This window comes from Kosakonia sp. MH5, assembly GCF_009935945.1.
In the GTDB taxonomy this organism is placed as follows: Bacteria; Pseudomonadota; Gammaproteobacteria; order Enterobacterales; family Enterobacteriaceae; genus Kosakonia; species Kosakonia radicincitans.
The window spans coordinates 85,107-108,556 of record NZ_QODH01000004.1 but is presented as its reverse complement, the minus strand read 5'-3'; the positions used below and the strand labels follow the sequence as shown (position 1 = coordinate 108,556).

Annotated in this window: 19 protein-coding genes; 16 read left to right on the top strand and 3 right to left on the bottom strand. The window is 55.5% G+C overall.

From position 1 onward, the window contains the following. Nucleotides 1-67: 67 nt before the first annotated feature. From ugpA to ugpQ, 4 genes are read left to right on the top strand one after another with little or no spacing between them, the layout of a single operon-like run. Complete coding sequence (gene ugpA, locus DK872_RS12770; protein WP_007369706.1) at nucleotides 68-955, top strand: sn-glycerol-3-phosphate ABC transporter permease UgpA; 888 nt, start codon at nucleotides 68-70, stop codon at nucleotides 953-955. Further along, entirely contained in the window at nucleotides 952-1,797 is an 846-nt protein-coding gene (ugpE, locus tag DK872_RS12765; protein ID WP_007369707.1) for a sn-glycerol-3-phosphate ABC transporter permease UgpE, read from the top strand. The genes ugpA and ugpE overlap by 4 nt, the downstream gene beginning before the upstream one ends. A gap of 1 nt (nucleotide 1,798) precedes the next feature. Continuing rightward, nucleotides 1,799-2,872 (top strand): sn-glycerol-3-phosphate import ATP-binding protein UgpC, encoded by a 1,074-nt coding sequence (locus DK872_RS12760; protein ID WP_079517264.1) that lies wholly within the window; start codon nucleotides 1,799-1,801, stop codon nucleotides 2,870-2,872. After that, nucleotides 2,869-3,609, top strand: coding sequence for a glycerophosphodiester phosphodiesterase (gene ugpQ / locus DK872_RS12755; protein ID WP_071921634.1), 741 nt, complete (start codon nucleotides 2,869-2,871; stop codon nucleotides 3,607-3,609). Before DK872_RS12760 ends, ugpQ begins: the two co-directional genes overlap by 4 nt. Here ugpQ and DK872_RS12750 read toward each other — a convergent pair. Continuing rightward, on the bottom strand, nucleotides 3,603-4,019 hold the full coding sequence (locus DK872_RS12750; protein WP_007369710.1) for a DUF2756 family protein: 417 nt from the start codon (nucleotides 4,017-4,019) through the stop codon (nucleotides 3,603-3,605). The two genes, ugpQ and DK872_RS12750, sit on opposite strands and share 7 nt — an antisense overlap. Nucleotides 4,020-4,145: 126 nt before the next feature. On the opposite strand from DK872_RS12750, the gene ggt reads away from it, so the two are divergent. After that, complete coding sequence (ggt, locus tag DK872_RS12745) at nucleotides 4,146-5,903, top strand: gamma-glutamyltransferase (protein ID WP_370520908.1); 1,758 nt, start codon at nucleotides 4,146-4,148, stop codon at nucleotides 5,901-5,903. A gap of 34 nt (nucleotides 5,904-5,937) precedes the next feature. Here the strand turns inward: ggt and yhhY are convergent, their stop codons facing one another. After that, on the bottom strand, nucleotides 5,938-6,429 hold the full coding sequence (yhhY, locus tag DK872_RS12740; protein ID WP_007369712.1) for an N-acetyltransferase: 492 nt from the start codon (nucleotides 6,427-6,429) through the stop codon (nucleotides 5,938-5,940). Between the two features lie 314 nt (nucleotides 6,430-6,743). On the opposite strand from yhhY, the gene DK872_RS12735 reads away from it, so the two are divergent. The 5 genes from DK872_RS12735 (at nucleotide 6,744) to gntU (ending at nucleotide 11,710) form a co-directional block, all read left to right on the top strand. Then, complete coding sequence (locus DK872_RS12735; RefSeq protein ID WP_007369713.1) at nucleotides 6,744-7,781, top strand: oxidoreductase; 1,038 nt, start codon at nucleotides 6,744-6,746, stop codon at nucleotides 7,779-7,781. A 123-nt stretch (nucleotides 7,782-7,904) separates the two neighbouring features. After that, complete coding sequence (locus DK872_RS12730) at nucleotides 7,905-8,600, top strand: pirin family protein (protein ID WP_007369714.1); 696 nt, start codon at nucleotides 7,905-7,907, stop codon at nucleotides 8,598-8,600. Nucleotides 8,601-8,706: 106 nt separating this feature from the next. Then, on the top strand, nucleotides 8,707-9,702 hold the full coding sequence (gene gntR, locus DK872_RS12725; RefSeq protein ID WP_007369715.1) for a gluconate operon transcriptional repressor GntR: 996 nt from the start codon (nucleotides 8,707-8,709) through the stop codon (nucleotides 9,700-9,702). A 137-nt stretch (nucleotides 9,703-9,839) separates the two neighbouring features. Next, nucleotides 9,840-10,373 (top strand): gluconokinase, encoded by a 534-nt coding sequence (gene gntK, locus DK872_RS12720; RefSeq protein WP_007369716.1) that lies wholly within the window; start codon nucleotides 9,840-9,842, stop codon nucleotides 10,371-10,373. After that, on the top strand, nucleotides 10,370-11,710 hold the full coding sequence (gntU, locus tag DK872_RS12715; RefSeq protein ID WP_007369717.1) for a gluconate transporter: 1,341 nt from the start codon (nucleotides 10,370-10,372) through the stop codon (nucleotides 11,708-11,710). Before gntK ends, gntU begins: the two co-directional genes overlap by 4 nt. Nucleotides 11,711-11,840: 130 nt before the next feature. Here gntU and DK872_RS12710 read toward each other — a convergent pair whose 3' ends face one another. Beyond that, the gene (locus DK872_RS12710) at nucleotides 11,841-12,434 is read right to left on the bottom strand and encodes a YhgN family NAAT transporter (protein ID WP_007369718.1); all 594 of its coding nucleotides are present in this window, start codon (nucleotides 12,432-12,434) and stop codon (nucleotides 11,841-11,843) included. A gap of 175 nt (nucleotides 12,435-12,609) precedes the next feature. On the opposite strand from DK872_RS12710, the gene asd reads away from it, so the two are divergent. The 6 genes from asd to glgP all read left to right on the top strand — a co-directional run bounded on the left by asd (nucleotide 12,610) and on the right by glgP (nucleotide 23,422). Next, nucleotides 12,610-13,716: an aspartate-semialdehyde dehydrogenase gene (gene asd, locus DK872_RS12705; RefSeq protein WP_035888935.1), complete on the top strand. Its 1,107-nt coding sequence runs from the start codon at nucleotides 12,610-12,612 to the stop codon at nucleotides 13,714-13,716. A 256-nt stretch (nucleotides 13,717-13,972) separates the two neighbouring features. Continuing rightward, on the top strand, nucleotides 13,973-16,159 hold the full coding sequence (gene glgB, locus DK872_RS12700; protein WP_007369720.1) for a 1,4-alpha-glucan branching enzyme: 2,187 nt from the start codon (nucleotides 13,973-13,975) through the stop codon (nucleotides 16,157-16,159). Further along, a complete protein-coding gene (gene glgX, locus DK872_RS12695) occupies nucleotides 16,156-18,132 on the top strand; it encodes a glycogen debranching protein GlgX (protein WP_071921629.1) in 1,977 nt (658 codons plus the stop codon). Before glgB ends, glgX begins: the two co-directional genes overlap by 4 nt. A gap of 14 nt (nucleotides 18,133-18,146) precedes the next feature. Further along, complete coding sequence (gene glgC, locus DK872_RS12690) at nucleotides 18,147-19,430, top strand: glucose-1-phosphate adenylyltransferase (protein WP_035888941.1); 1,284 nt, start codon at nucleotides 18,147-18,149, stop codon at nucleotides 19,428-19,430. Nucleotides 19,431-19,521: 91 nt separating this feature from the next. Further along, nucleotides 19,522-20,955 carry a glycogen synthase GlgA gene (gene glgA / locus DK872_RS12685; RefSeq protein WP_007369723.1) on the top strand — a complete coding sequence of 478 codons (1,434 nt, stop codon included), beginning with the start codon at nucleotides 19,522-19,524 and terminating at the stop codon, nucleotides 20,953-20,955. A gap of 19 nt (nucleotides 20,956-20,974) precedes the next feature. Then, nucleotides 20,975-23,422: a glycogen phosphorylase gene (glgP, locus tag DK872_RS12680; protein WP_007369724.1), complete on the top strand. Its 2,448-nt coding sequence runs from the start codon at nucleotides 20,975-20,977 to the stop codon at nucleotides 23,420-23,422. Nucleotides 23,423-23,450: the final 28 nt, after the last annotated feature.

Below are 23,450 nucleotides of genomic sequence, written 5' to 3'. Positions count from 1 at the left end.
GGCCTGCACATGCTTGCAGGCTGAATAAGCGGAGCGCCACCCGACACGGTTCAGGAAGCAAATCGCAATGTCATCATCCCGTCCGGTGTTCCGCTCGCGCTGGCTGCCCTATTTGCTGGTTGCCCCGCAACTGGTTATCACCATTATTTTCTTTATCTGGCCTGCGGGCGAAGCGTTGTGGTACTCGGTACAAAGCGTGGATCCGTTCGGGCTTTCCAGCCAGTTTGTCGGGCTGGACAACTTTATCGCGCTGTTTCATGACGGCTATTATCTGGATTCGTTCTGGACCACGATGCGTTTTAGCGCGCTGGTGACCTTTAGCGGCCTGTTTGTCTCGCTGTTTTTTGCGGCGCTGGTGGACAACGTGGTGCGCGGCAGCCGTATCTACCAGACGCTGATGCTGCTGCCTTATGCGGTTGCGCCAGCCGTTGCCGCCGTACTGTGGATCTTCCTGTTTAACCCCGGGCGCGGGTTGATTACCCATTTTCTGGAACAGTTCGGCTACAACTGGAACCACGCGCAAAACAGCGGCCAGGCGATGTTTCTGGTGGTTTTCACCTCGGTGTGGCAGCAGATCAGCTACAACTTCCTGTTCTTTTTCGCTGCGCTGCAATCGATTCCCCGCTCGCTGGTCGAGGCGGCGGCTATTGACGGCGCCGGGCCGGTTCGCCGCTTCTTCAAACTGTCGCTGCCGCTCATCGCGCCGGTCAGTTTCTTCCTGCTGGTGGTGAACCTCGTTTACGCCTTCTTCGATACCTTCCCGGTGATTGATGCCGCGACCGCTGGTGGCCCGGTGCAGGCAACCACGACGTTGATTTATAAGATCTACCGTGAAGGGTTTGTCGGCCTGGATCTTTCTGCTTCGGCGGCGCAGTCGGTGGTGCTGATGGTGCTGGTAATTGTGCTGACGGTTATCCAGTTTCGCTATGTTGAACGTAAGGTGCGCTACCAATGATTGAGAATCGCCCCGGACTGGCGCTGTTCAGCCATATCATGCTTATTCTCGGTGTCGTCGTGGTGCTGTTTCCGCTGTATGTCGCCTTCGTGACCGCGACGCTGGATATCAACGCCGTCTATGACACGCCGATGACCTTAATTCCTGGCACTCACCTGTGGGAAAACCTGCGCAACATCTGGATGAACGGCGTCGGCGTAAACAGCGCGCCATTCTGGCTGATGCTGACCAACAGCTTCATCATGGCGCTGGCGATCACGGTGGGCAAAATCACGGTGTCGATGCTGTCGGCTTTCGCCATCGTCTGGTTTCGCTTTCCGCTGCGTAACCTCTTCTTCTGGATGATTTTCATCACCTTAATGCTGCCGGTCGAGGTGCGTATTTTCCCGACGGTGGAAGTGATCGCCAACCTGAAGATGCTCGACAGCTACACCGGCCTGACGTTGCCACTGATGGCGTCGGCCACCGCGACATTCCTGTTCCGCCAGTTCTTTATGACCCTGCCGGATGAGCTGCTGGAAGCCGCGCGCATTGATGGCGCCTCGCCAATGCGTTTTTTCCGCGACATTGTGCTGCCGCTTTCCAAAACCAACCTGGCTGCACTGTTCGTGATCACTTTTATCTACGGCTGGAACCAGTATTTGTGGCCGCTGCTGATTATCAACGACGTTAACCTCGGCACAGCCGTAGCGGGCGTGAAAGGCATGATTGCCAGCGGTGAAGGCACCACGCAATGGAACCAGGTGATGGCAGCGATGCTGCTGACGTTGATCCCCCCGGTCGTTATCGTTTTAGCCATGCAGCGCGCGTTTGTGCGTGGTTTAGTGGACAGTGAGAAATAAGATGGCAGGTTTAAAATTACAGGCTGTAACCAAAAGCTGGGACAGCGGCAAAACGCAGGTGATTCAACCGCTGACGCTGGACGTCTCGGATGGTGAATTTATCGTGATGGTTGGCCCGTCGGGCTGCGGGAAATCAACGTTGCTGCGTATGGTTGCCGGGCTGGAGCGCGTCTCCAGCGGCGATATCTGGATCGACACCCAGCGCGTGACCGAAAAGGAGCCGAAAGATCGCGGTATTGCGATGGTGTTCCAGAACTATGCGCTCTACCCGCATATGAGTGTGGAAGAGAACATGGCGTGGGGGCTGAAAATCCGCGGTATGGGCAAAGCGCACATTGCCGGTCGGGTGGCGGAGGCGGCGCGTATTCTTGAACTAGATGGTTTGTTGAAGCGCCGTCCGCGCGAGTTGTCCGGCGGTCAGCGCCAGCGCGTGGCGATGGGGCGCGCTATTGTGCGCGATCCGGCGGTGTTTCTCTTTGATGAACCGCTGTCGAACCTCGATGCTAAATTGCGCGTGCAGATGCGGCTGGAGTTACAACAACTGCACCGCCGCCTGAACACCACTTCGCTGTATGTCACGCACGATCAGGTTGAAGCGATGACGCTGGCGCAACGTGTGCTGGTGATGAATAAAGGTGTTGCTGAACAAATCGGAACGCCAGTGGAAGTGTATGAAAAACCCGCCAGCCGTTTTGTGGCGAGCTTTATCGGCAGCCCGGCGATGAACCTGCTGGAGGGCCGCATCAATAGCGAGGGCACCCATTTTGAACTGGGAAGCGGTATGGCATTGCCGATCAACTGGTACTACCGCGGCTACGCCGGGCGCAAAATGACGCTGGGTATCCGCCCGGAACATATTGCGTTAAGCTCACAGGCCGAAGGTGGCGTTCCGCTGGTGATGGAGACGCTGGAGATGCTCGGCGCAGACAACCTGGCGCACGGCCGCTGGGGCGAGCAGAAGCTGGTGGTTCGCTTATCGCATTACGAACGCCCGGCTGCGGGCAGCACGTTGTGGCTGCATCTGCCGGAAAATCACCTGCACTTATTTGATGGTGAAACAGGACAACGCGTATGAGTAACTGGCCTTATCCCCATATTGTCGCCCATCGCGGCGGCGGGAAACTGGCTCCGGAAAACACGCTGGCGGCAATCGACGTCGGCGCGAGTTACGGGCATACCATGATTGAGTTCGATGCCAAATTGTCGAAAGACGGCGAGATTTTCCTGCTGCATGACGACAACCTTGAGCGTACCAGCAATGGCTGGGGCGTGGCGGGCGAACTGGCGTGGAGTGATTTGCTGAAAGTGGATGCCGGCGGCTGGTTTAGCGGCGAATTCAAAGGCGAGCCGCTGCCGCTGCTTTCGCAGGTAGCGGAGCGTTGCCGCCAGCACGGCATGATGGCGAATATCGAAATCAAACCCACCACCGGCACCGGTCCGCTGACCGGCAAAGTGGTGGCGCTGGCCGCCCGCGAATTGTGGGCAGGCATGACCGCGCCCTTGCTCTCTTCGTTTGAAATCGATGCGCTGGAAGCCGCTCAGCAAGCCGCGCCGGAACTGCCGCGCGGCCTGTTGCTTGACGAGTGGCGCGATGACTGGCAGGAACTGACCACACGCCTCGGATGCCTCTCCATCCATCTCAATCACAAACTGCTGGATGAAGCGCGGGTGCGCATGTTGCGCGACGCGGGCTTACGCATTCTGGTTTACACCGTAAACCAACCCGCGCGCGCTGCCGAGCTGTTGCGCTGGGGTGTGGACAGCATCTGCACCGATAAAATCGACGATATCGGGCCGAACTTCCGTTATTGAGAGGTGGTCGACGGCGGCGTGCTTTGCAGCATGTTGCCGTTTTGACTCTGCGGCAGCATATGCTGCTGCGTCGTCATCCCGCCAGAAGCCGTTCCGCCGCTTAACATTCCGCTACCGGTATTTGGCAGCACTTGCTGGCCCTGGTTAAGCGCGCCGGGCTGCGCCTGTTTAATCCGCTGTGAGTTGTTATTCATTTGCGTTTGCAGATTTTGCTGTTGCAGGCGGCTTTGCGTCTGCTGTTGCTGCCTCAGCATGCCCTGCTGCTGTTGCTGCTGGTTGAGCATTTGCGTCTGCATCCGCTGCTGGCTGGGGATCACATATCCCGGCTGGTTTGGGTTATTCGTCGGGTTTAGCGGCTGTGCAAAGGCGCTAAAAGGCAGCAGAGCCGCCAGAATCAGTAAATGTTTCATCGTTGTTCCCTCCTGTTGAGGCTTCCTTTCAGTTTACTTGCTTTCATTCATGAAAATGATTTTTTAAGAGTTGTGAACCAGGCTTAAGCGGGAACTGTAGCCCCTTACCTGGGAGTAACGACGATGATGAAACAGAAGTTTGCGCGTTGGATGCTGATTGCCGCGCTGACAGCGGGAGGGTGTTTTAGCGTTGCGGCTGCGCCGCCAGAAGGGCAGGCAACCGCGCCGCCGCCGGTCTCGTACGGTGTTGAAGCCGATGTCTTCCACCCGGTGGTTGCGAAGCAAGGCATGGTGGCTTCGGTAGATGAAGCCGCGACGCGCGTTGGCGTCGATATTCTGAAGCAGGGTGGTAATGCTGTTGATGCGGCCGTCGCGGTGGGATATGCGCTGGCGGTCACGCATCCGCAGGCCGGTAATCTCGGCGGCGGCGGTTTTATGTTGATTCGTACCAAAGAGGGGAAGGTCACGGCGATCGATTTCCGGGAAATGGCGCCCGCCGCCGCCACGCGCGATATGTTCCTCGACGATCAGGGTAACCCGGACAGCAAAAAATCCCTGACCTCACATCTGGCATCCGGGACGCCCGGCACGGTGGCAGGTTTCTCAATGGCGCTGGAAAAGTACGGTACGCTGCCGCTGAAGAAAGTGGTGCAGCCGGCCATTAAACTGGCGAAGCAGGGTTTTGTGGTCAACGATGCGCTGGCGAACGATCTGAAAACCTACGGCAGTGAAGTGCTGCCAAATCATGAAAACAGTAAAGCGATCTTCTGGAAGGATGGCGAACCGCTGAAAAAGGGCGACAAACTGGTGCAGAGCAATCTGGCCAGAAGCCTGGAGATGATTGCGGAAAAAGGGCCGGACGCCTTCTACAAAGGCGCTATCGCTGAGCAAATCGCCCAGCAGATGAGCAAAAACGGCGGGCTTATCACCAAAGAAGATTTAGCCAATTACAAAGCCGTGGAGCGCACGCCGATCAGCGGCGACTACCGCGGCTATCAGGTTTACTCCATGCCGCCGCCCTCTTCCGGCGGGATCCATATCGTTGAGATCCTCAATATTCTGGAGAACTTCGATCTGGCGAAATATGGCTTTGGTAGCGCCGATGCCATACAGGTGATGACCGAAGCGGAGAAATACGCCTATGCTGATCGCTCCGAATATCTCGGCGATCCGGACTTCGTCAAAGTGCCGTGGCAGGCGCTGACCAACAAAGCGTATGCCAAATCGATCGCCGCACAGATTGATCTCAATAAAGCCCGCCCTTCCAGCCAGATCCGCCCTGGCAAGCTCGAACCCTACGAGAGCAACCAAACCACGCACTATTCGGTGGTGGATAAAGAGGGCACGGCGGTGGCCGTCACCTATACCCTGAATACGGTTTTTGGCACCGGTATTGTGGCCGGTAATACCGGCATCCTGATGAACAACGAAATGGATGACTTCTCCGCCAAACCCGGTGTGCCAAACGTGTATGGTCTGGTAGGCGGCGATGCGAACGCAGTTGGGCCTGGCAAACGGCCGCTGTCGTCGATGTCGCCAACCATTGTGCTGAAAGACGGTAAAACCTGGCTGGTGACCGGCAGCCCTGGCGGCAGCCGGATTATTACCACGGTGCTGCAAATGGTGGTGAATTCCATTGATTTCGGGATGAACGTCGCGGAAGCCACCAACGCACCGCGCTTCCACCATCAATGGTTGCCGGATGAGCTGCGCGTCGAAAAAGGCTTTAGCCCGGATACGCTGAAACTGCTGGAACAGAGGGGGCAAAAAGTGGCGGTGAAGGAGGCGATGGGCAGCACGCAGAGCATTATGGTGGCGCCGGACGGTACACTGTATGGCGCGTCGGACCCGCGCTCGGTGGATGATTTAACGGCCGGATATTGAATGATTTCCCTCTCCCGCAGGGAGAGGGAATGGCTTAGGCTTTCATGCGCGCCATAAAGTACGAATCGACAAACTCACCGTTACGCAGCGCATAACGTTTTCCGGTGCCTTCAATTTCAAAACCGAATTTACGGTACACCGCCAGCGCCGGAGCATTATCGACAAACACGGTTAGCTCAATTCTGTCGATGCGCAGCCAGTTGTCGCACAGGTTGATCATCTCGCGCATCAACGCGCTGGCGACGCCACGGTTATGAAACGCCGACGAAACCGCCATGCCAAAGGTGGCAACGTGGCTGCGGCGCGGGTTTTGTTCCACCATCAGCGTCAGGTTTCCGGCCAGTTGATTATCAATGCAGGCGACCAGTTGACGGCGTCCTGGCTGTGGTTTCAGGCGATCTTCCCAGAGTTCTGCAGGTGGATGCGGTAGCTGTAGCAGGTTGTGATACACCTCAGGTAGCGCATAGAACTGACGTAAATCTTCGGCATCGCGCGCTTCGGCATGGCGTATCACTATCTCACTCATCCTGCTTCTCCATTTGGTTAGGTTTACCCATACCTTCCGGGCTTTCATAAAAAGCGTCAACTGCCATTTTTTGCAAAAAGGTGTAGACAAGTGCGAATGATAATGATTATTATTGCCATGCATTCAGGGAAACCGTTGCGGTAATCCTGAAAGCACGACATTGCTCACATTGCTTCCAGTATTTCTTAGCCAGCCGCGTGCTGGCTTTTTTTTGCCTGTCATTTGCCGAAGGCGGCCTTTTGAGAAAAGGGCGAGGGGCACGGCTTTCGAAGTTGCGCTATGGTAGTGACAGTCACCTCAACAAGGACTGGATCATGACTCTACATTGCGCATTTATCGGGTTTGGCAAAAGCACGACCCGTTATCATCTTCCTTATGTTCTCAACCGGAAAGCGAGCTGGAATGTGGCGCACATCTTTCGCCGCCATGCAAAACCGGAAGAACAACATCCCGCGTATCAACATATTCATTTCACCAGCGATCTGGACGACATCCTGCTCGATCCGCAGGTAAAACTGGTGATTGTCTGTACTCACGCCGACAGCCATTTCGACTATGCGAAGCGCGCGCTGGAAGCAGGGAAAAACGTGCTGGTGGAGAAGCCGTTTACCCCGACGATGGCGGAAGCGATCGCGTTGTTTGAACTGGCGAAAAGCAAGGGTCTGACGGTCTCTCCGTACCAGAACCGCCGTTTTGACTCCTGCTTCCTGACCGCTAAAAAAGCGATCGAAAGCGGTAAGCTCGGCAATATTATTGAAATTGAAAGCCACTTTGACTATTACCGCCCGGTGGCGGAAACCAAACCCGGCTTGCCGCAGGATGGCTCATTTTATGGCCTCGGCGTGCACACCATGGACCAGATTATCTCGCTGTTTGGTCGTCCCGATCATGCGGCCTACGATATTCGCAGCCTGCGCAACAAGGCCAATCCGGACGATACCTTTGAAGCTCAGCTCTTCTACGGCGATTTAAAAGCCATCGTGAAAACCAGCCATCTGGTAAAAATCGATTACCCGAAATTTATTGTGCATGGCACGAAAGGGTCGTTTATCAAATACGGTATCGATCAGCAGGAAACCAGCCTGAAAGCCAATATCATGCCGGGGGAACCAGGCTTTGCCGCTGACGACAGTATTGGCATTCTGGAGTATGTGAATGCGGCGGGCGAAACGGTTCGCGAAGAGGTTGCGCCGGAAACCGGCGACTATGGCCGCGTCTATGATGCGCTCTATCAAACGTTGACAACCGGGGCGCCAAATTACGTCAAGGAATCTGAAGTTCTCACCAACCTTGAGTTGCTCGAACGCGCCTTTGAGCAGGCCTCTCCGGCCACGATAACCCTCGCGAAATAAGTACAAATGGCTCCTCTGTGATTGTTCATTTTTTTTGAACAGAGGAGTCAATTTTCACCCTCTATGATTGCCTGTCGTTTGCGTCCACACTTACCCCATCGAAAACATACGGGGGTAAAAAAGATGATCTATTTACGTAAAGCAAACGACCGCGGCCACGCAAATCATGGTTGGCTGGATTCCTGGCATAGCTTCTCTTTTGCCGATTATTACGATCCGAATTTCATGGGTTTCTCGGCTCTTCGCGTGATTAACGATGACGTGATCGATCCGGGCCAGGGGTTTGGCACGCATCCGCACAAAGACATGGAAATCCTGACCTACGTGCTGGAAGGCGCAGTTGAACACCAGGACAGCATGGGCAATAAAGAGCAGGTGCCCGCCGGTGAATTCCAGATTATGAGTGCTGGTACCGGGGTGCGTCACTCTGAGTACAACCCGAGCGACACCGATCGTCTGCGTCTGTACCAAATCTGGATCATTCCGGAAAAAACAGGTATCACGCCACGTTACGAACAGCGCCGCTTCGACGCCCTGCAGGGCAAACAGCTTGTGCTTTCGCCGGATGCCCGCGACGGTTCGCTGAAAGTGAACCAGGATATGGAACTGTACCGCTGGGCGCTGTTGAAAGATGAGCAGTCTGTCCATCAGATTGCCGCTGAACGCCGCGTCTGGATCCAGGTGGTGAAAGGCAGCGTGACCATTAATGGCACTAAAGCGACCACCAGCGATGGTCTGGCAATCTGGGACGAGCAGGCTATTTCGGTTCATGCCGACAGCGACAGTGAAATTCTGCTGTTCGATTTGCCGCCGGTTTGATCTGATTTAGTTGAATAAATAACGCAACCTTTCGGTTATTACCGGAAGGTTGCGCATTGTCCGTGATAAACTGAGAAACTCTCACTCAGATAAAAATGTCAGGACGATGAAAAAGAAAAGACCCGTACTTCAGGATGTGGCCGATCGCGTTGGCGTGACCAAAATGACGGTCAGCCGTTTCTTACGTAACCCGGAGCAGGTTTCCGAGGCATTACGTGGCAAAATCGCCGCTGCGCTTGATGAACTGGGTTATATTCCCAATCGCGCTCCCGATATTCTCTCCAATGCCACCAGCCGGGCTATTGGTGTTCTGCTTCCCTCTTTGACCAACCAGGTTTTCGCTGAAGTGTTACGCGGTATTGAAAGCGTGACCGATGCGCACGGCTATCAGACGATGCTTGCCCACTACGGTTATAAACCGGAGATGGAAGAAGAACGTCTGGAATCGATGCTTTCGTGGAATATCGACGGGCTGATCCTCACTGAACGCAAACACACCGCGCGCACGCTGAAGATGATTCAGGTTGCGGGTATTCCGGTGGTGGAGCTGATGGACAGCCGCTCGCCGTGCATTGATATCGCCGTGGGTTTTGACAACTTCGAAGCCGCGCGGCAGATGACCGCCGCTATTCTCGCACGCGGCCACCGGCGCGTGGCATATCTCGGCGCACGTCTGGACGAACGTACTATCATCAAACAGAAGGGTTACGAGCAGGCGATGCTGGATGCCGGGCTGACGCCGTATAGCGTCATGATGGAGCAGTCATCCTCTTATACGTCAGGGATAGAACTGATGCGTCAGGCGCGCCGCGAGTACCCGCAACTGGACGGGATTTTCTGTACCAACGATGACCTTGCCGTCGGCGCCGCGTTCGAGTGCCAGCGTCTGGGGCTGCGGATCCCGGAAGATATGGCGATTGCCGGGTTCCACGGTCACGATATCGGCCAGGTGATGGAGCCACGTCTGGCGAGCGTCCTGACGCCACGTGAGCGCATGGGACGCATTGGCGCAGAGCGCTTACTGGCGCGCATTCGCGGTGAAGCAGTTACGCCGAAAATGTTAGATTTAGGTTTCACTTTGTCACCAGGTGGATCTATTTAGTCTGACAAATTTGAAGTAGCTCACACTTATTTATCTCTGGCACGAATGGATATTGCTTCTCCCAGACCCCGGCAGGACAATGTTACCGATAACAGTTACCCGTAACAATTCACTCTTGCACTTTGTGGGGGCTACCCTTGAGCACGACGAACTTTGATCACCACATTTATGTCCTGATGGGCGTTTCAGGCAGTGGCAAATCTGCTGTCGCCAGCGAAGTGGCGCATCAGTTACATGCCGCGTTTCTCGATGGCGATTTCCTCCATCCGCGCAGCAATATCATGAAAATGGCTTCCGGCGAGCCGCTCAATGACGATGACCGCAAACCGTGGTTGCAGGCGCTGAACGATGCCGCTTTCGCCATGCAGCGCACCAATAAAGTGTCGCTGATTGTTTGCTCGGCACTGAAAAAGCACTATCGCGATCTGCTGCGCGACGGTAACCCGAACCTCTCTTTCATCTATCTGAAAGGGGATTTCGAGGTTATCGAAAGCCGTCTGAAGGCGCGTAAGGGCCACTTCTTTAAAACGCAAATGCTGGTCACGCAGTTTGACACCCTTGAAGAGCCGGGTGCAGACGAGCGCGATGTTCTGGTCGTTGATATCGACCAGCCGCTGGAAGGTGTTGTTGCCAGCACCATTGAGATTATTAACAAAGGCAATGTGCAGTGAGTACATTAACACTGGTTTTAACAGCAGTCGGCTCCGTGCTGTTGCTGCTGTTTTTAGTGATGAAAGCGCGTATGCACGCTTTCGTCGCTTTGATGGTGGTTTCTATTGGTGCAGGGCTCTTTTCCGGTATGCCGCTGATTAAAATCGCGCAGACCATGGAAAAAGGGATGGGCGGAACGCTCGGCTTTCTGGCCATTGTGGTCGCGCTTGGCGCAATGTTCGGCAAAATTCTGCATGAAACCGGGGCGGTGGACCAAATCGCCGTCAAGATGTTGAGATCTTTCGGCCACAGCCGCGCGCATTATGCGATTGGTCTGGCCGGGCTGATTTGCGCATTGCCGCTCTTTTTTGAAGTGGCGATTGTGCTGCTGATCAGCGTTGCTTTCTCAATGGCGCGCCATACGGGCACCAACCTGGTGAAACTGGTGATTCCTCTGTTTGCCGGTGTTGCGGCAGCGGCGGCGTTTCTGCTGCCGGGGCCTGCGCCGATGCTGCTGGCTTCGCAGATGCACGCTGATTTCGGCTGGATGATCCTGATCGGCCTGTGCGCAGCCATTCCGGGCATGCTGATTGCCGGCCCGCTGTGGGGCAACTTCATCAGCCGTTATGTCGAACTGCATATTCCTGATGACGTGAGCGAGCCACATCTTGGCGAAGGCAAAATGCCGTCATTCGCGTTCAGCTTGTCGTTGATCCTGCTGCCGCTGGTGCTGGTGGGAATGAAAACCATCGCTGCGCGTTTCGTTACCGAAGGCAGCAACCTGTATGACTGGCTGGAATTTATCGGTCACCCGTTCACGGCGATCCTCGTGGCGTGCCTGGTGGCGATTTACGGCCTGGCGATGCGCCAGGGGATGCCGAAAGATCGCGTGATGGAAATCTGCGGCCATGCGCTGCAACCGGCGGGCATTATTCTGCTGGTGATCGGTGCAGGCGGTGTGTTCAAACAGGTGCTGGTGGACTCAGGCGTAGGCCCGGCTTTGGGTGAAGCGCTGACCGGTATGGGCCTGCCTGTCGCTATTACCTGCTTCGTGCTGGCGGCGGCGGTGCGCATCATTCAGGGTTCTGCAACCGTTGCCTGTCTGACGGCGGTCGGCCTGGTGATGCCGGTTATCGAACAACTGCACTTCAACGGCGCGCAGATGGCGGCACTCTCCATCTGTATCGCGGGCGGTTCCATCGTGGTGAGCCACGTGAACGACGCCGGTTTCTGGCTGTATGGCCGTTTTACCGGTGCAAGCGAAGCGCAAACGCTGAAGACCTGGACCATGATGGAAACCATCCTCGGCACCACCGGTGCAATTATCGGGATGATTGCTTTCACGTTGTTGAGTTAAGTTCTTCGTAAAGAAAAAGGCAGCGCCGTTTGGTCGCTGCCTTTTTTATGAATGTGTTTAGCTGTCTCGTCGATTGTTATCAATATCTGTAGGCCAGATAAGGCAAAACCACCACCCGGCGTTTCAGTCGTTAACCCTTCATCCACACCCGAATGCCGTCGAGGAACATCTGGGTGGCGAGCATCACCAGAACCAGCCCCATCAGGCGTTCCAGCGCGTTCACCCCTTTCTCGCCGAGCAGGCGTAAAAACAGCGTCGATTGCAGCAGAATGGCGACCGTTCCGCCCCAGGCGATTAACAGCGCAATCACCAGATGACTCATTTGGTTTGGATACTGATGTGAAAGCAGCATCAGCGTTGCCAGCAGCGTAGGGCCAGCAACCAGCGGAATCGCCAGCGGCACGATAAACGGTTCTTCACCGGCCGGCAGGCCGGAGCTGCTGCCGGTTTCGCTGGGGAAAATCATCTTAATGGCGATCAGGAACAGAATGATGCCGCCGGAAATCGACACCGTTTCCGCGCGTAAATTGAGCAGTGCGAGGATTTTCTCCCCGGCAAACAGGAAGATAAACATCACCAGCAGGGCGATCAGCAGTTCGCGGATCATGATCGCCCGGCGGCGTTTCGGCTCGGTATGTTTTAACACCGACATAAAAATGGGCAGGTTGCCTAACGGATCCATTATCAGGATCAACAACACCGCTGCGGAGATGATTTCACTCATTTATTATTATCCCTGACGCTGGCGGCCAACTTGCAGTAATTAGCCGCATTTCTGATGCATTCGCTATCATTGATTAATTTCACTTGCGACTTTGGCTGCATTTTGTAATGTGAGCACTGGCCCAGTGGGATACTGGTACACATCTTCAGCACATACCTCTGCAGGAACTTTCGCTATGAAAAATGTTGGTTTTATCGGCTGGCGTGGAATGGTCGGCTCTGTACTCATGCAACGCATGGTTGAGGAGCGCGATTTCGACGCCATTCGCCCTGTCTTCTTTTCCACTTCCCAGTTTGGGCAGGCTGCACCCGCGTTTGGCGGCCATGCAGCAGGTACGCTTCAGGACGCGTTCAACCTGGAAGCGCTGAAGGCACTCGACATCATTGTCACCTGCCAGGGCGGCGATTATACCAACGAAATCTATCCAAAGCTCCGTGAAAGCGGCTGGCAGGGTTACTGGATCGACGCAGCATCTTCTTTACGCATGAAAGATGACGCCATTATTATCCTCGACCCGGTTAACCAGGCGGTGATCAATGACGGCCTGAACAATGGCATCAAAACCTTTGTTGGCGGCAACTGTACCGTCAGCCTGATGCTGATGTCGCTGGGCGGTCTGTTCGCTAACGATCTGGTGGAATGGGTCTCTGTAGCGACCTACCAGGCGGCTTCTGGCGGCGGCGCGCGTCATATGCGCGAACTGCTGACGCAGATGGGCCAGTTGCACAGCCATGTGGCGGCAGAACTGGCGGATCCGGCTTCCGCTATCCTCGACATCGAGCGCAAAGTGACAGCATTGACCCGCAGCGGCGAACTGGCGGTTGATAACTTCGGTGTACCGCTGGCGGGCAGCCTGATCCCGTGGATCGACAAACAGCTCGATAATGGCCAGAGCCGCGAAGAGTGGAAAGGCCAGGCCGAAACCAACAAAATTCTCAACACGGCGTCCACCATCCCGGTTGACGGTCTGTGCGTACGTATCGGCGCGCTGCGCTGCCATAGCCAGGCGTTTACCATCAAACTGAAAAAAGATGTGTCAATTCCGACCGTGGAAGAGCTGCTGGCTGCGCACAACCCGTGGGCCAAAGTGGTGCCAAACGATCGCGAAATCAGCATGCGCGAACTGACGCCTGCGGCTGTCACCGGTACGCTGACCACGCCGGTTGGCCGTCTGCGCAAACTGAATATGGGGCCGGAGTTCCTCTCCGCCTTTACCGTTGGCGACCAGCTATTGTGGGGCGCAGCGGAACCATTGCGTCGAATGTTGCGCCAACTGGCGTAAGAGAAAAATAAAAAAAGGGTGCTTCGGCACCTTTTTTTATGAGTTTTTACCGGAAAATGTGGTTGATGTGTTTATTTTCTCAGGAGTTGAAAAGTGTTGGCTATGCTTTAAGTAAGGTGTCTGAACACCTTACCTGAAAGCGGGACGGAGCATAGAGGATGCGCACATTTGTGCTGCTCCGTTCAGGTTCAAAAAGTATCGCAACCGCGTGAAACGGCGGTGGAAAGCGCGATACCACCATAACAGGATGAAAGCCATGTCTGTTCATATCGACAGAGACGTGATTAACGCACTAATTTCCGGCTGTTTTGCCGACCCTTTCTCCGTTCTTGGCATGCATTGTACCGATGCCGGTATTGAAGTTCGCGCTCTGTTGCCTGACGCCACTGAAGTGTGGGTCATTGAGCCGAAAACCGGGCGCAAAGTAGGACAACTGGAGTGCCTGGATTCACGGGGCTTCTTCAGCGGCGTAATGGAGCGCCGCAAAAATCCTTTCCGTTATCAATTTGCTGTGATCTGGCATGGCCAGCAGAATCTGATTGATGATCCCTATCGTTTCGGCCCGCTGTTGCAGGATATGGATAGCTGGCTGCTCAGCGAAGGAACACATATGCGTCCCTATGAAACGCTGGGTGCGCATGCTGATACGATGGATGGCGTGGTGGGAACGCGATTCGCCGTCTGGGCGCCGAATGCACAACGAGTTTCGGTGGTTGGGCAGTTCAACTACTGGGACGGCCGCCGTCATCCTATGCGCTTGCGTCGTGAAAGCGGGATCTGGGAGCTGTTCATTCCTGGCGCGCTCAACGGTCAGCTCTACAAATTCGAGATCCGTGATGCAAACGGCAGGTTGAAGATTAAGGCCGATCCTTACGCCTTTGAAGCCCAGATGCGTCCGGACAGCGCCTCGCTGATCTGCGGTCTGCCGGGCAAGAAAACCCAGAGCGATGAGCGCAAACGGGCAAACCAGTTTGATGCACCAATCAGTATTTATGAAGTGCATCTTGGTTCCTGGCGTCGCCATACCGACAACAACTTCTGGCTCAGCTATCGTGAACTGGCCGATCAACTGGTGCCGTATGCCAAATGGATGGGATTTACCCACCTTGAATTGATGCCGGTGAATGAGCACCCCTTTGATGGCAGTTGGGGCTATCAGCCGACCGGGCTGTACGCGCCGACCCGCCGCTTTGGCACCCGCGATGATTTTCTGCACTTCATTCATACCGCTCATGCTGCCGGGCTGGGGGTGATCCTCGACTGGGTACCGGGGCATTTTCCGTCGGACGATTTTGGCCTGGCAGAGTTTGACGGGACGAAGTTGTATGAGCACAGCGATCCGCGCGAAGGCTATCACCAGGACTGGAACACGCTGATCTATAACTACGGGCGTCGCGAAGTGAGTAACTATCTGGTAGGCAACGCGCTCTACTGGATCGAACGCTTCGGTATTGATGCGCTGCGCGTCGATGCGGTGGCCTCAATGATCTACCGCGACTACAGCCGCAAAGAGGGTGAGTGGATCCCCAATGAGTATGGTGGGCGCGAGAACCTGGAAGCGATTGAATTTCTGCGCAACACCAACCGCATTCTCGGCGAGCAGGCGCCGGGCGTTGTCAGTATGGCGGAAGAGTCCACCGATTTTGCCGGTGTTTCGCGGCCGCCTTCTCAGGGCGGGCTGGGTTTCTGGTACAAGTGGAATCTGGGCTGGATGCACGACACGCTGGACTACATGAAGCTCGATCCGGTGTATCGCAAGTACCACCACGATAAACTCACCTTCGGCATTCTCTACAACTACAGCGAAAACTTTATCCTGCCGCTGTCCCATGACGAAGTGGTTCACGGCAAGAAATCGATCCTCGACAGAATGCCCGGCGATGCCTGGCAAAAGTTTGCCAATCTGCGTGCTTACTACGCGTGGATGTGGGCTTTCCCTGGTAAAAAATTACTGTTTATGGGCAACGAATTTGCCCAGGGACGCGAGTGGAACCACGACGGCAGCCTGGACTGGCATCTTCTTGAGGGTGGCGACAACTGGCACCACGGCGTACAGCGGCTGGTGCGCGACATGAACCATCTCTACCGTCACCACAAAGCGCTGCATGAGGTGGATTTTGACCCGTACGGTTTTGAGTGGCTGGTGGTGGATGATCATGAAGCGTCGGTGTTTGTCTTTGTCCGGCGCGACAAACAGGGCAACGAAATCATTGTCGCCAGTAACTTTACGCCGGTGCCGCGCTACGATTATCGCTTTGGTATCAATCAGCCCGGCCGCTGGCGCGAGGAGTTAAACACCGATTCGATGCACTACCACGGCAGCAATACCGGTAATGGCGGCGTGGTACACAGCGATGCAATTGCTAACCGGGGGCGTGAACACTCGCTACTGCTGACGTTACCGCCGCTGGCGACTATATGGCTGGTGCGGGAGGGGGAATGACGAAGCTGACGGTGGGGCAATCGTTGCCGCCCGGCGCAGAAGTGCAGGCGGACGGCGTTAATTTTACGCTGTTTTCCGCCCATGCGGAGCGCGTCGAGTTGTGCCTGTTCGATGACGAAGGTAACGAACAGCGCGTCGATCTGCCTGGCCGCACCGGGGATATCTGGCACGGTTTTCTCAGCGGCGCAAAGCCCGGCCTGCACTATGGCTACCGCGTACATGGCCCCTGGGAACCGGCGCGAGGCCACCGTTTTAATCCAGCAAAACTTTTGCTCGACCCCTGCGCGAAACGCGTCGACGGCGAAGCCGTTGACAGCCCGCTGTTCCATGACGGCTATGATTCGCCGGATCCTCACGATAATGCCTCGCTTGGCTTGCGCAGTGTGGTAGTACATGACGCGTTCGACTGGCAAGACGATGTGCCGCCGCGCACGCCGTGGGGCAACACCGTCATTTACGAAGCGCACGTCAAAGGGCTCACCTGGCTTCATCCTCAGTTACCGGAAAATATCCGTGGCACCTATAAGGCGCTGGGGCATCCGTTGATGATTGCCTGGTTTAAGCAGCTTGGCATCACCGCGCTGGAGCTGATGCCCGTCGCTCATTTTGCCAGTGAGCCGCGCCTGCAACGGCTGGGGCTTTCTAATTACTGGGGCTATAACCCGCTGGCGCTGTTTGCGCTCCATCCGCACTATGCCAGCGATCCGCAACAGGCCATCAATGAGTTCCGCGAAGCGGTGAGGGCGCTGCATCAGGCGGGCATCGAAGTGATCCTCGATATTGTGCTTAATCACAGCGCCGAAACCGATCTCGATGGGCCGACTTTCTCCCTGCGCGGCATTGATAACAGTACCTATTATTGGATCAGAAACGATGGCGATTACCACAACTGGACCGGATGCGGCAACACGCTGAACCTGAGCCATCCTGCAGGCGTGGACTATGCGCATGCCTGCCTGCGTTACTGGGTGGAGACATTCCACATTGACGGTTTCCGCTTCGATCTGGCGACAGTAATGGGGCGCACACCGGGTTTCGATCCGCAGGCGCCGCTGTTTAGCGCGATCAAAAACGATCCGCTGCTTTGCGATCTGAAACTGATAGCCGAGCCGTGGGATATCGGCCCTGGCGGCTACCAGGTGGGGAATTTCCCCGCACCGTTTGCCGAATGGAACGATCATTTCCGCGACGCGACGCGTCGTTTTTGGCTGGAACAGTCGTTGTCGCTGGGCGAGTTGGCCGGGCGGTTTGCTGCCTCCAGCGATCTGTTTAAACGTGCGGGCCGTTTGCCGTCGGCTTCGGTCAATCTGATCACCGCGCACGATGGTTTTACTTTGCGTGATTGCGTCTGCTTCAGCCACAAGCATAACGAGGCGAACGGCGAGGATAATCGCGACGGCACCGATAAAAACCACAGCAATAATCATGGACACGAGGGCCTGGGCGGCAGTTTTGATGTGGTAGAACGGCGGCGCGCCAGCGTGCATGCGCTGCTGACCACGCTGCTACTTTCTCAGGGAACGCCGATGCTGCTGGCCGGAGATGAACTGGGGCACAGCCAGCACGGTAACAATAATGCGTACTGTCAGGATAACGCGCTGACATGGCTGAGCTGGCAGCATGCGGATAGCGGGCTAATGCACTTCACTGCTGCGCTTATCCAGTTACGTCAACGGATCCCCGCTTTGACGCGCGACGTCTGGTGGGAAGAAGGAGACGGCAGCGTAGCCTGGCTGGATCACGCCGGACAACCGTTGACGGCGCAGGCGTGGCAGCACGGGGCTCTGCGCTTACAAATTCTGCTCTCCGATACGGTTTTAATCGCCATTAACGCAACCAGCGATGTTGCAGAAATGGTTTTGCCCCGAGGAGGATGGCACGCCATTCCTCCCTTTGCCGGAGAGGACAATCCGGTAGTGATAACTGCCTGGCATGGGCCTGCGCATGGAGTATGCGTATTTCAGCGGTCATAAAAACGGAGTCTGTCATGGTGAGATTAGATAAGAACGACCCTACAATGTTAGCGCGCCAGTTGCCCTTGAAATCCGTCGCCCTGATTCTGGCGGGCGGGCGCGGGACGCGCCTGAAAGATTTAACAAAAAAACGCGCCAAGCCGGCGGTTCACTTCGGCGGTAAATTCCGCATCATCGATTTTGCGCTCTCCAACTGCATCAACTCCGGTATTCGCCGTATTGGGGTGATAACTCAGTACCAATCCCACACACTGGTTCAGCATATTCAGCGCGGCTGGTCTTTCTTCAATAACGAGATGAACGAGTTTGTCGACTTGTTGCCTGCCCAGCAGCGTGTGCATGGCGAAAACTGGTATCGCGGCACGGCAGATGCGGTGACGCAGAACCTCGATATTATTCGCCGTTATCGCGCGGAATATATCGTCATTCTGGCGGGCGACCACATTTACAAGCAGGATTACTCGCGCATGCTGCTCGACCATGTCGAAAAAGGGGCGCGTTGCACCGTGGCCTGCCTGCCGGTGCCCATTCACGAAGCAACCGCTTTTGGCGTGATGGCGGTTGATGAGCAGGACAAGGTAGTCGACTTCGTCGAAAAACCGGCGAATCCACCCTCTATGCCCGGCGATGACAGCAAGGCGCTGGCCAGTATGGGGATCTATATTTTTGATGCCGAATATCTGTACGACCTGCTGGAGGAGGATGATAAAAACGAGAACTCCAGCCATGACTTCGGCAAAGACATCATTCCGCAAATCGTCAAATCTGGCATGGCCTATGCACATCCTTTCCCGCAATCCTGTGTGCAATCGGATCCGAATTCAGAACCATATTGGCGCGATGTGGGAACGCTTGAAGCTTACTGGAAAGCGAACCTCGATTTAGCGTCGGTGATGCCAGAACTGGATATGTACGATCAAAACTGGCCTATCCGTACCTATAATCAATCTCTGCCTCCGGCGAAATTTGTTCAGGATCGATCGGGCAGCCACGGCATGACGCTGAACTCGCTGGTGGCTGGCGGGTGCGTTATTTCAGGCTCGGTCGTTGTGCAGTCGGTGTTGTTCTATCGCGTACGCGTCAACTCCTTCTGCAATATCGATTCGTCGGTGGTATTGCCGGAGGTCTGGATAGGGCGCTCCTGCCGCTTGCGCCGCTGCATTATCGACAGAGGATGTGTGATCCCGGAAGGCACAGTGATCGGTGAAAACGCAGAAGAAGACGCGCGCCGATTTTACCGCTCCGAAGAGGGTATCGTGCTGGTAACGCGAGAGATGCTACGCAAACTGCAAGGCTGATAAGTGAATTGAAACCTTGCGCGGAAGAGGTCCGCGCGCTGTTTCCCCCCTGACGGCCATCCTTGCCGTATGGATTTGAACAGGAGCGATAATGCAGGTTTTACATGTCTGTTCTGAAATGTTTCCGTTGCTGAAGACCGGAGGTCTGGCGGACGTTATTGGTGCATTGCCTGCGGCGCAAATCGCCGGTGGTGTTGATACACGCGTACTGTTGCCTGCATTCCCGGATATACGCCGCGGCGTGAGCGATGCTCAGGTGGTCTCCCGCCGGGAGACCTTTGCCGGGCCCATCACGTTGCTGTTTGGGCATTTCAATGGAGTAGGGATCTACCTGATCGACGCGCCGCATTTATATGCGCGCCCCGGCAGTCCTTATCACGATACCAATTTATTTGCCTATACTGACAACGTATTGCGTTTTGCGCTGCTCGGTTGGGTGGGCAGCGAGATGGCCACCGGGCTGGATCCTTTCTGGCGTCCGGATGTGGTTCATGCGCACGACTGGCATGCGGGGCTGGCTCCGGCCTATCTGGCGGCGAAAGGGCACCCGGCAAAGTCGGTTTTTACCGTCCATAACCTTGCCTACCAGGGGATGTTTTTTGCCCATCATATGAATGACATCCAGTTGCCATTGTCATTCTTTAACATGCACGGGCTGGAGTTTAACGGACAGATTTCATTTCTGAAGGCGGGGCTGTATTACGCGGATCATATTACCGCCGTTAGCCCCACCTACGCCCGGGAGATCACCGAGCCGCAATATGCCTATGGCATGGAAGGATTACTGCGCCAGCGCCAGCAGGAGGGCCGCCTCAGCGGCATTCTGAATGGTGTGGATGAGAAGATTTGGGATCCGGCGACGGATCTGCTTCTCGGCGCGCGCTACACGCGGGATACGCTGGAAGAGAAAGCGGAGAACAAACGTCAGTTGCAAATCGCCATGGGGCTGAAGGTCAACGACAAAGTTCCGCTGTTCTCCGTGGTCAGCCGCCTGACCAGCCAGAAAGGGCTGGATCTGGTGCTGGAAGCTTTGCCAGGCCTGCTGGAACAGGGCGGCCAACTGGCGCTGCTGGGCGCGGGCGATCCGGTCTTGCAGGAAGGTTTCCTCGCGGCGGCGGCGGAGCATCCGGGTCAGGTTGGCGTACAGATTGGCTATCACGAAGCGTTCTCCCACCGCATTATGGGCGGCGCGGATGTCATTCTGGTGCCGAGCCGTTTTGAGCCGTGCGGCTTAACGCAGTTGTACGGTCTGAAGTACGGGACGTTGCCGCTGGTGCGGCGAACCGGCGGGCTGGCGGATACTGTTTCCGACAGTTCGCTGGAAAATCTGGCGGATGGCATCGCTACCGGTTTTGCTTTTGAAGACAGTAATGCCTGGTCGCTGTTAAGGGCGATCAGGCGTGCTTTCGTGTTGTGGTCCCGACCTTCGCTTTGGCGTTTTGTACAGCGCCAGGCGATGGCCATGGATTTTAGCTGGCAGGTCGCAGCGCAGTCTTATCGCGATCTTTATCTTCGGTTGAAATAGTTTTCCAGGAATCACTTATATGAATGCGCCATTTACTTATGCCTCACCGACGTTGAGCGTTGAGGCATTAAAACATTCGATTGCCTATAAACTGATGTTCACCATCGGTAAAGATCCAGCTATTGCTAACCGCCATGAATGGCTGAACGCCACGCTGTTCGCCGTTCGCGATCGTCTGGTGGAGCGCTGGCTGCGTTCCACCCGCGCGCAACTTTCCCAGGAAGTCCGCCAGGTCTACTACTTATCGATGGAGTTTCTGATTGGCCGCACGCTCTCCAACGCCATGCTTTCACTGGGTATTTATGACGACGTGAAAAACGCGCTGGAAGAGATGGGGCTCGATCTTGAAGAACTGATTGATGAAGAGAACGACCCCGGCCTCGGTAATGGCGGCCTCGGGCGGCTGGCGGCCTGTTTCCTGGATTCGCTGGCGACGCTGGGCTTGCCCGGTCGCGGCTATGGCATCCGTTATGACTACGGCATGTTTAAGCAAAATATCGTCGACGGTCGGCAGAAGGAATCGCCGGATTACTGGCTGGAATACGGCAACCCGTGGGAATTCAAACGCCACAATACGCGCTATAAAGTGCGCTTTGGCGGGCGTGTTCAGCAGGAAGGCAAGCGGAGTCGTTGGGTGGAAACCGAGGAGATCCTCGCGGTAGCCTACGACCAGATCATTCCCGGCTACGACACCGATGCGACCAACACTCTACGCCTATGGAATGCGCAGGCCAGTAGCGAAATCAACCTCGGTAAATTTAACCAGGGCGACTACTTTGCGGCGGTGGAAGATAAAAACCACTCGGAAAACGTCTCCCGCGTGCTCTACCCGGATGACTCCACCTATTCCGGGCGTGAACTGCGTCTGCGGCAGGAGTATTTCCTCGTTTCAGCGACCGTGCAGGATATCCTCAGCCGCCACTATCAATTGCATCAAACCTTCAGCAATCTGGCGGATAAAATCGCCATTCACCTCAATGACACCCATCCGGTGCTGTCGATTCCGGAGCTTATGCGCCTGTTAATCGACGAACATAAATTCGAATGGGATGAAGCGTTTGAAGTCACCTGTCAGGTCTTCTCTTACACCAACCATACGTTGATGAGTGAAGCGCTGGAAACCTGGCCGGTGGATATGCTGGGCAAAATTTTGCCGCGTCATCTGCAAATCATTTTCGAAATTAATGATTATTTCCTGAAAACGTTGCAGGAGCAGTACCCGAACGACACCGCGCTGCTGAGCCGGACGTCGATCATTGACGAATCCAGCGGCCGCCGTGTGCGCATGGCATGGCTGGCAGTGGTGATCAGCCATAAAGTCAACGGCGTGTCTGAGCTGCACTCCAACTTGATGGTTCAGTCGCTGTTTGCCGATTTCGCTGCTATTTTCCCGATGCGTTTTCTCAACGTCACCAACGGCGTGACGCCGCGACGCTGGCTGGCGCTGGCCAACCCTTCACTTTCCGGCGTGCTGGATGAACATATTGGGCGTACATGGCGTACCGATCTCAGCCAGTTGAGCGAGCTGGAGCAGCATATTGATTATCCGCTGGTTAACCAGGCTGTGCGGCAGGCCAAGCTGGAGAACAAAAAGCGGCTGGCGGAGATCATTGCCCATCAGCTTAATGTGGTGGTGAATCCAAAAGCGCTGTTCGATGTGCAGATCAAGCGTATCCATGAATATAAACGTCAGTTGATGAACGTTCTGCATGTCATCACGCGTTATAACCGTATCAAAGAAGATCCCACCGCTCAGTGGGTGCCGCGCGTCAATATCTTCGCAGGGAAAGCCGCTTCGGCGTATTACATGGCAAAGCATATTATTCACCTGATCAACGATGTGGCGCAGGTGATCAATAACGATCCGCAAATCGGCGACAAACTGAAAGTGGTGTTTATCCCGAACTACAGCGTTAGCCTGGCGCAGGTGATCATTCCGGCGGCGGATCTGTCAGAGCAGATTTCCCTGGCGGGTACGGAAGCCTCCGGTACCAGTAATATGAAGTTCGCCCTTAACGGCGCGCTGACAATTGGTACGCTGGATGGCGCCAACGTTGAGATGCAGGAGCATGTCGGCGCGGAGAATATCTTTATCTTCGGCAATACGGCGGATGAAGTTGAGGCGCTGCGACGCAAAGGTTATTCGCCGCGCGAATACTACGAGAAAGATCAAGAACTGCATCAGGTGCTGACGCAAATCGCCACCGGCCAGTTCAGCCCGAACGAGCCCGGACGCTATCGCGATCTGGTGGATTCGCTCATCAACTTTGGCGACCATTACCAGGTGTTGGCGGATTTCCGCAGTTATGTTGATTGCCAGGATAAGGTGGATGAGCTGTACCTCCACCCGGAAGAGTGGGCCACCAAAGCGATGCACAATATCGCCAATATGGGGTATTTCTCGTCGGATCGTACGATTCAGGAGTACGCCGAATATATCTGGCATATCGATCCGGTACGATTGTAACGATGCAGGCCCGGTAGCGTGATGCTTA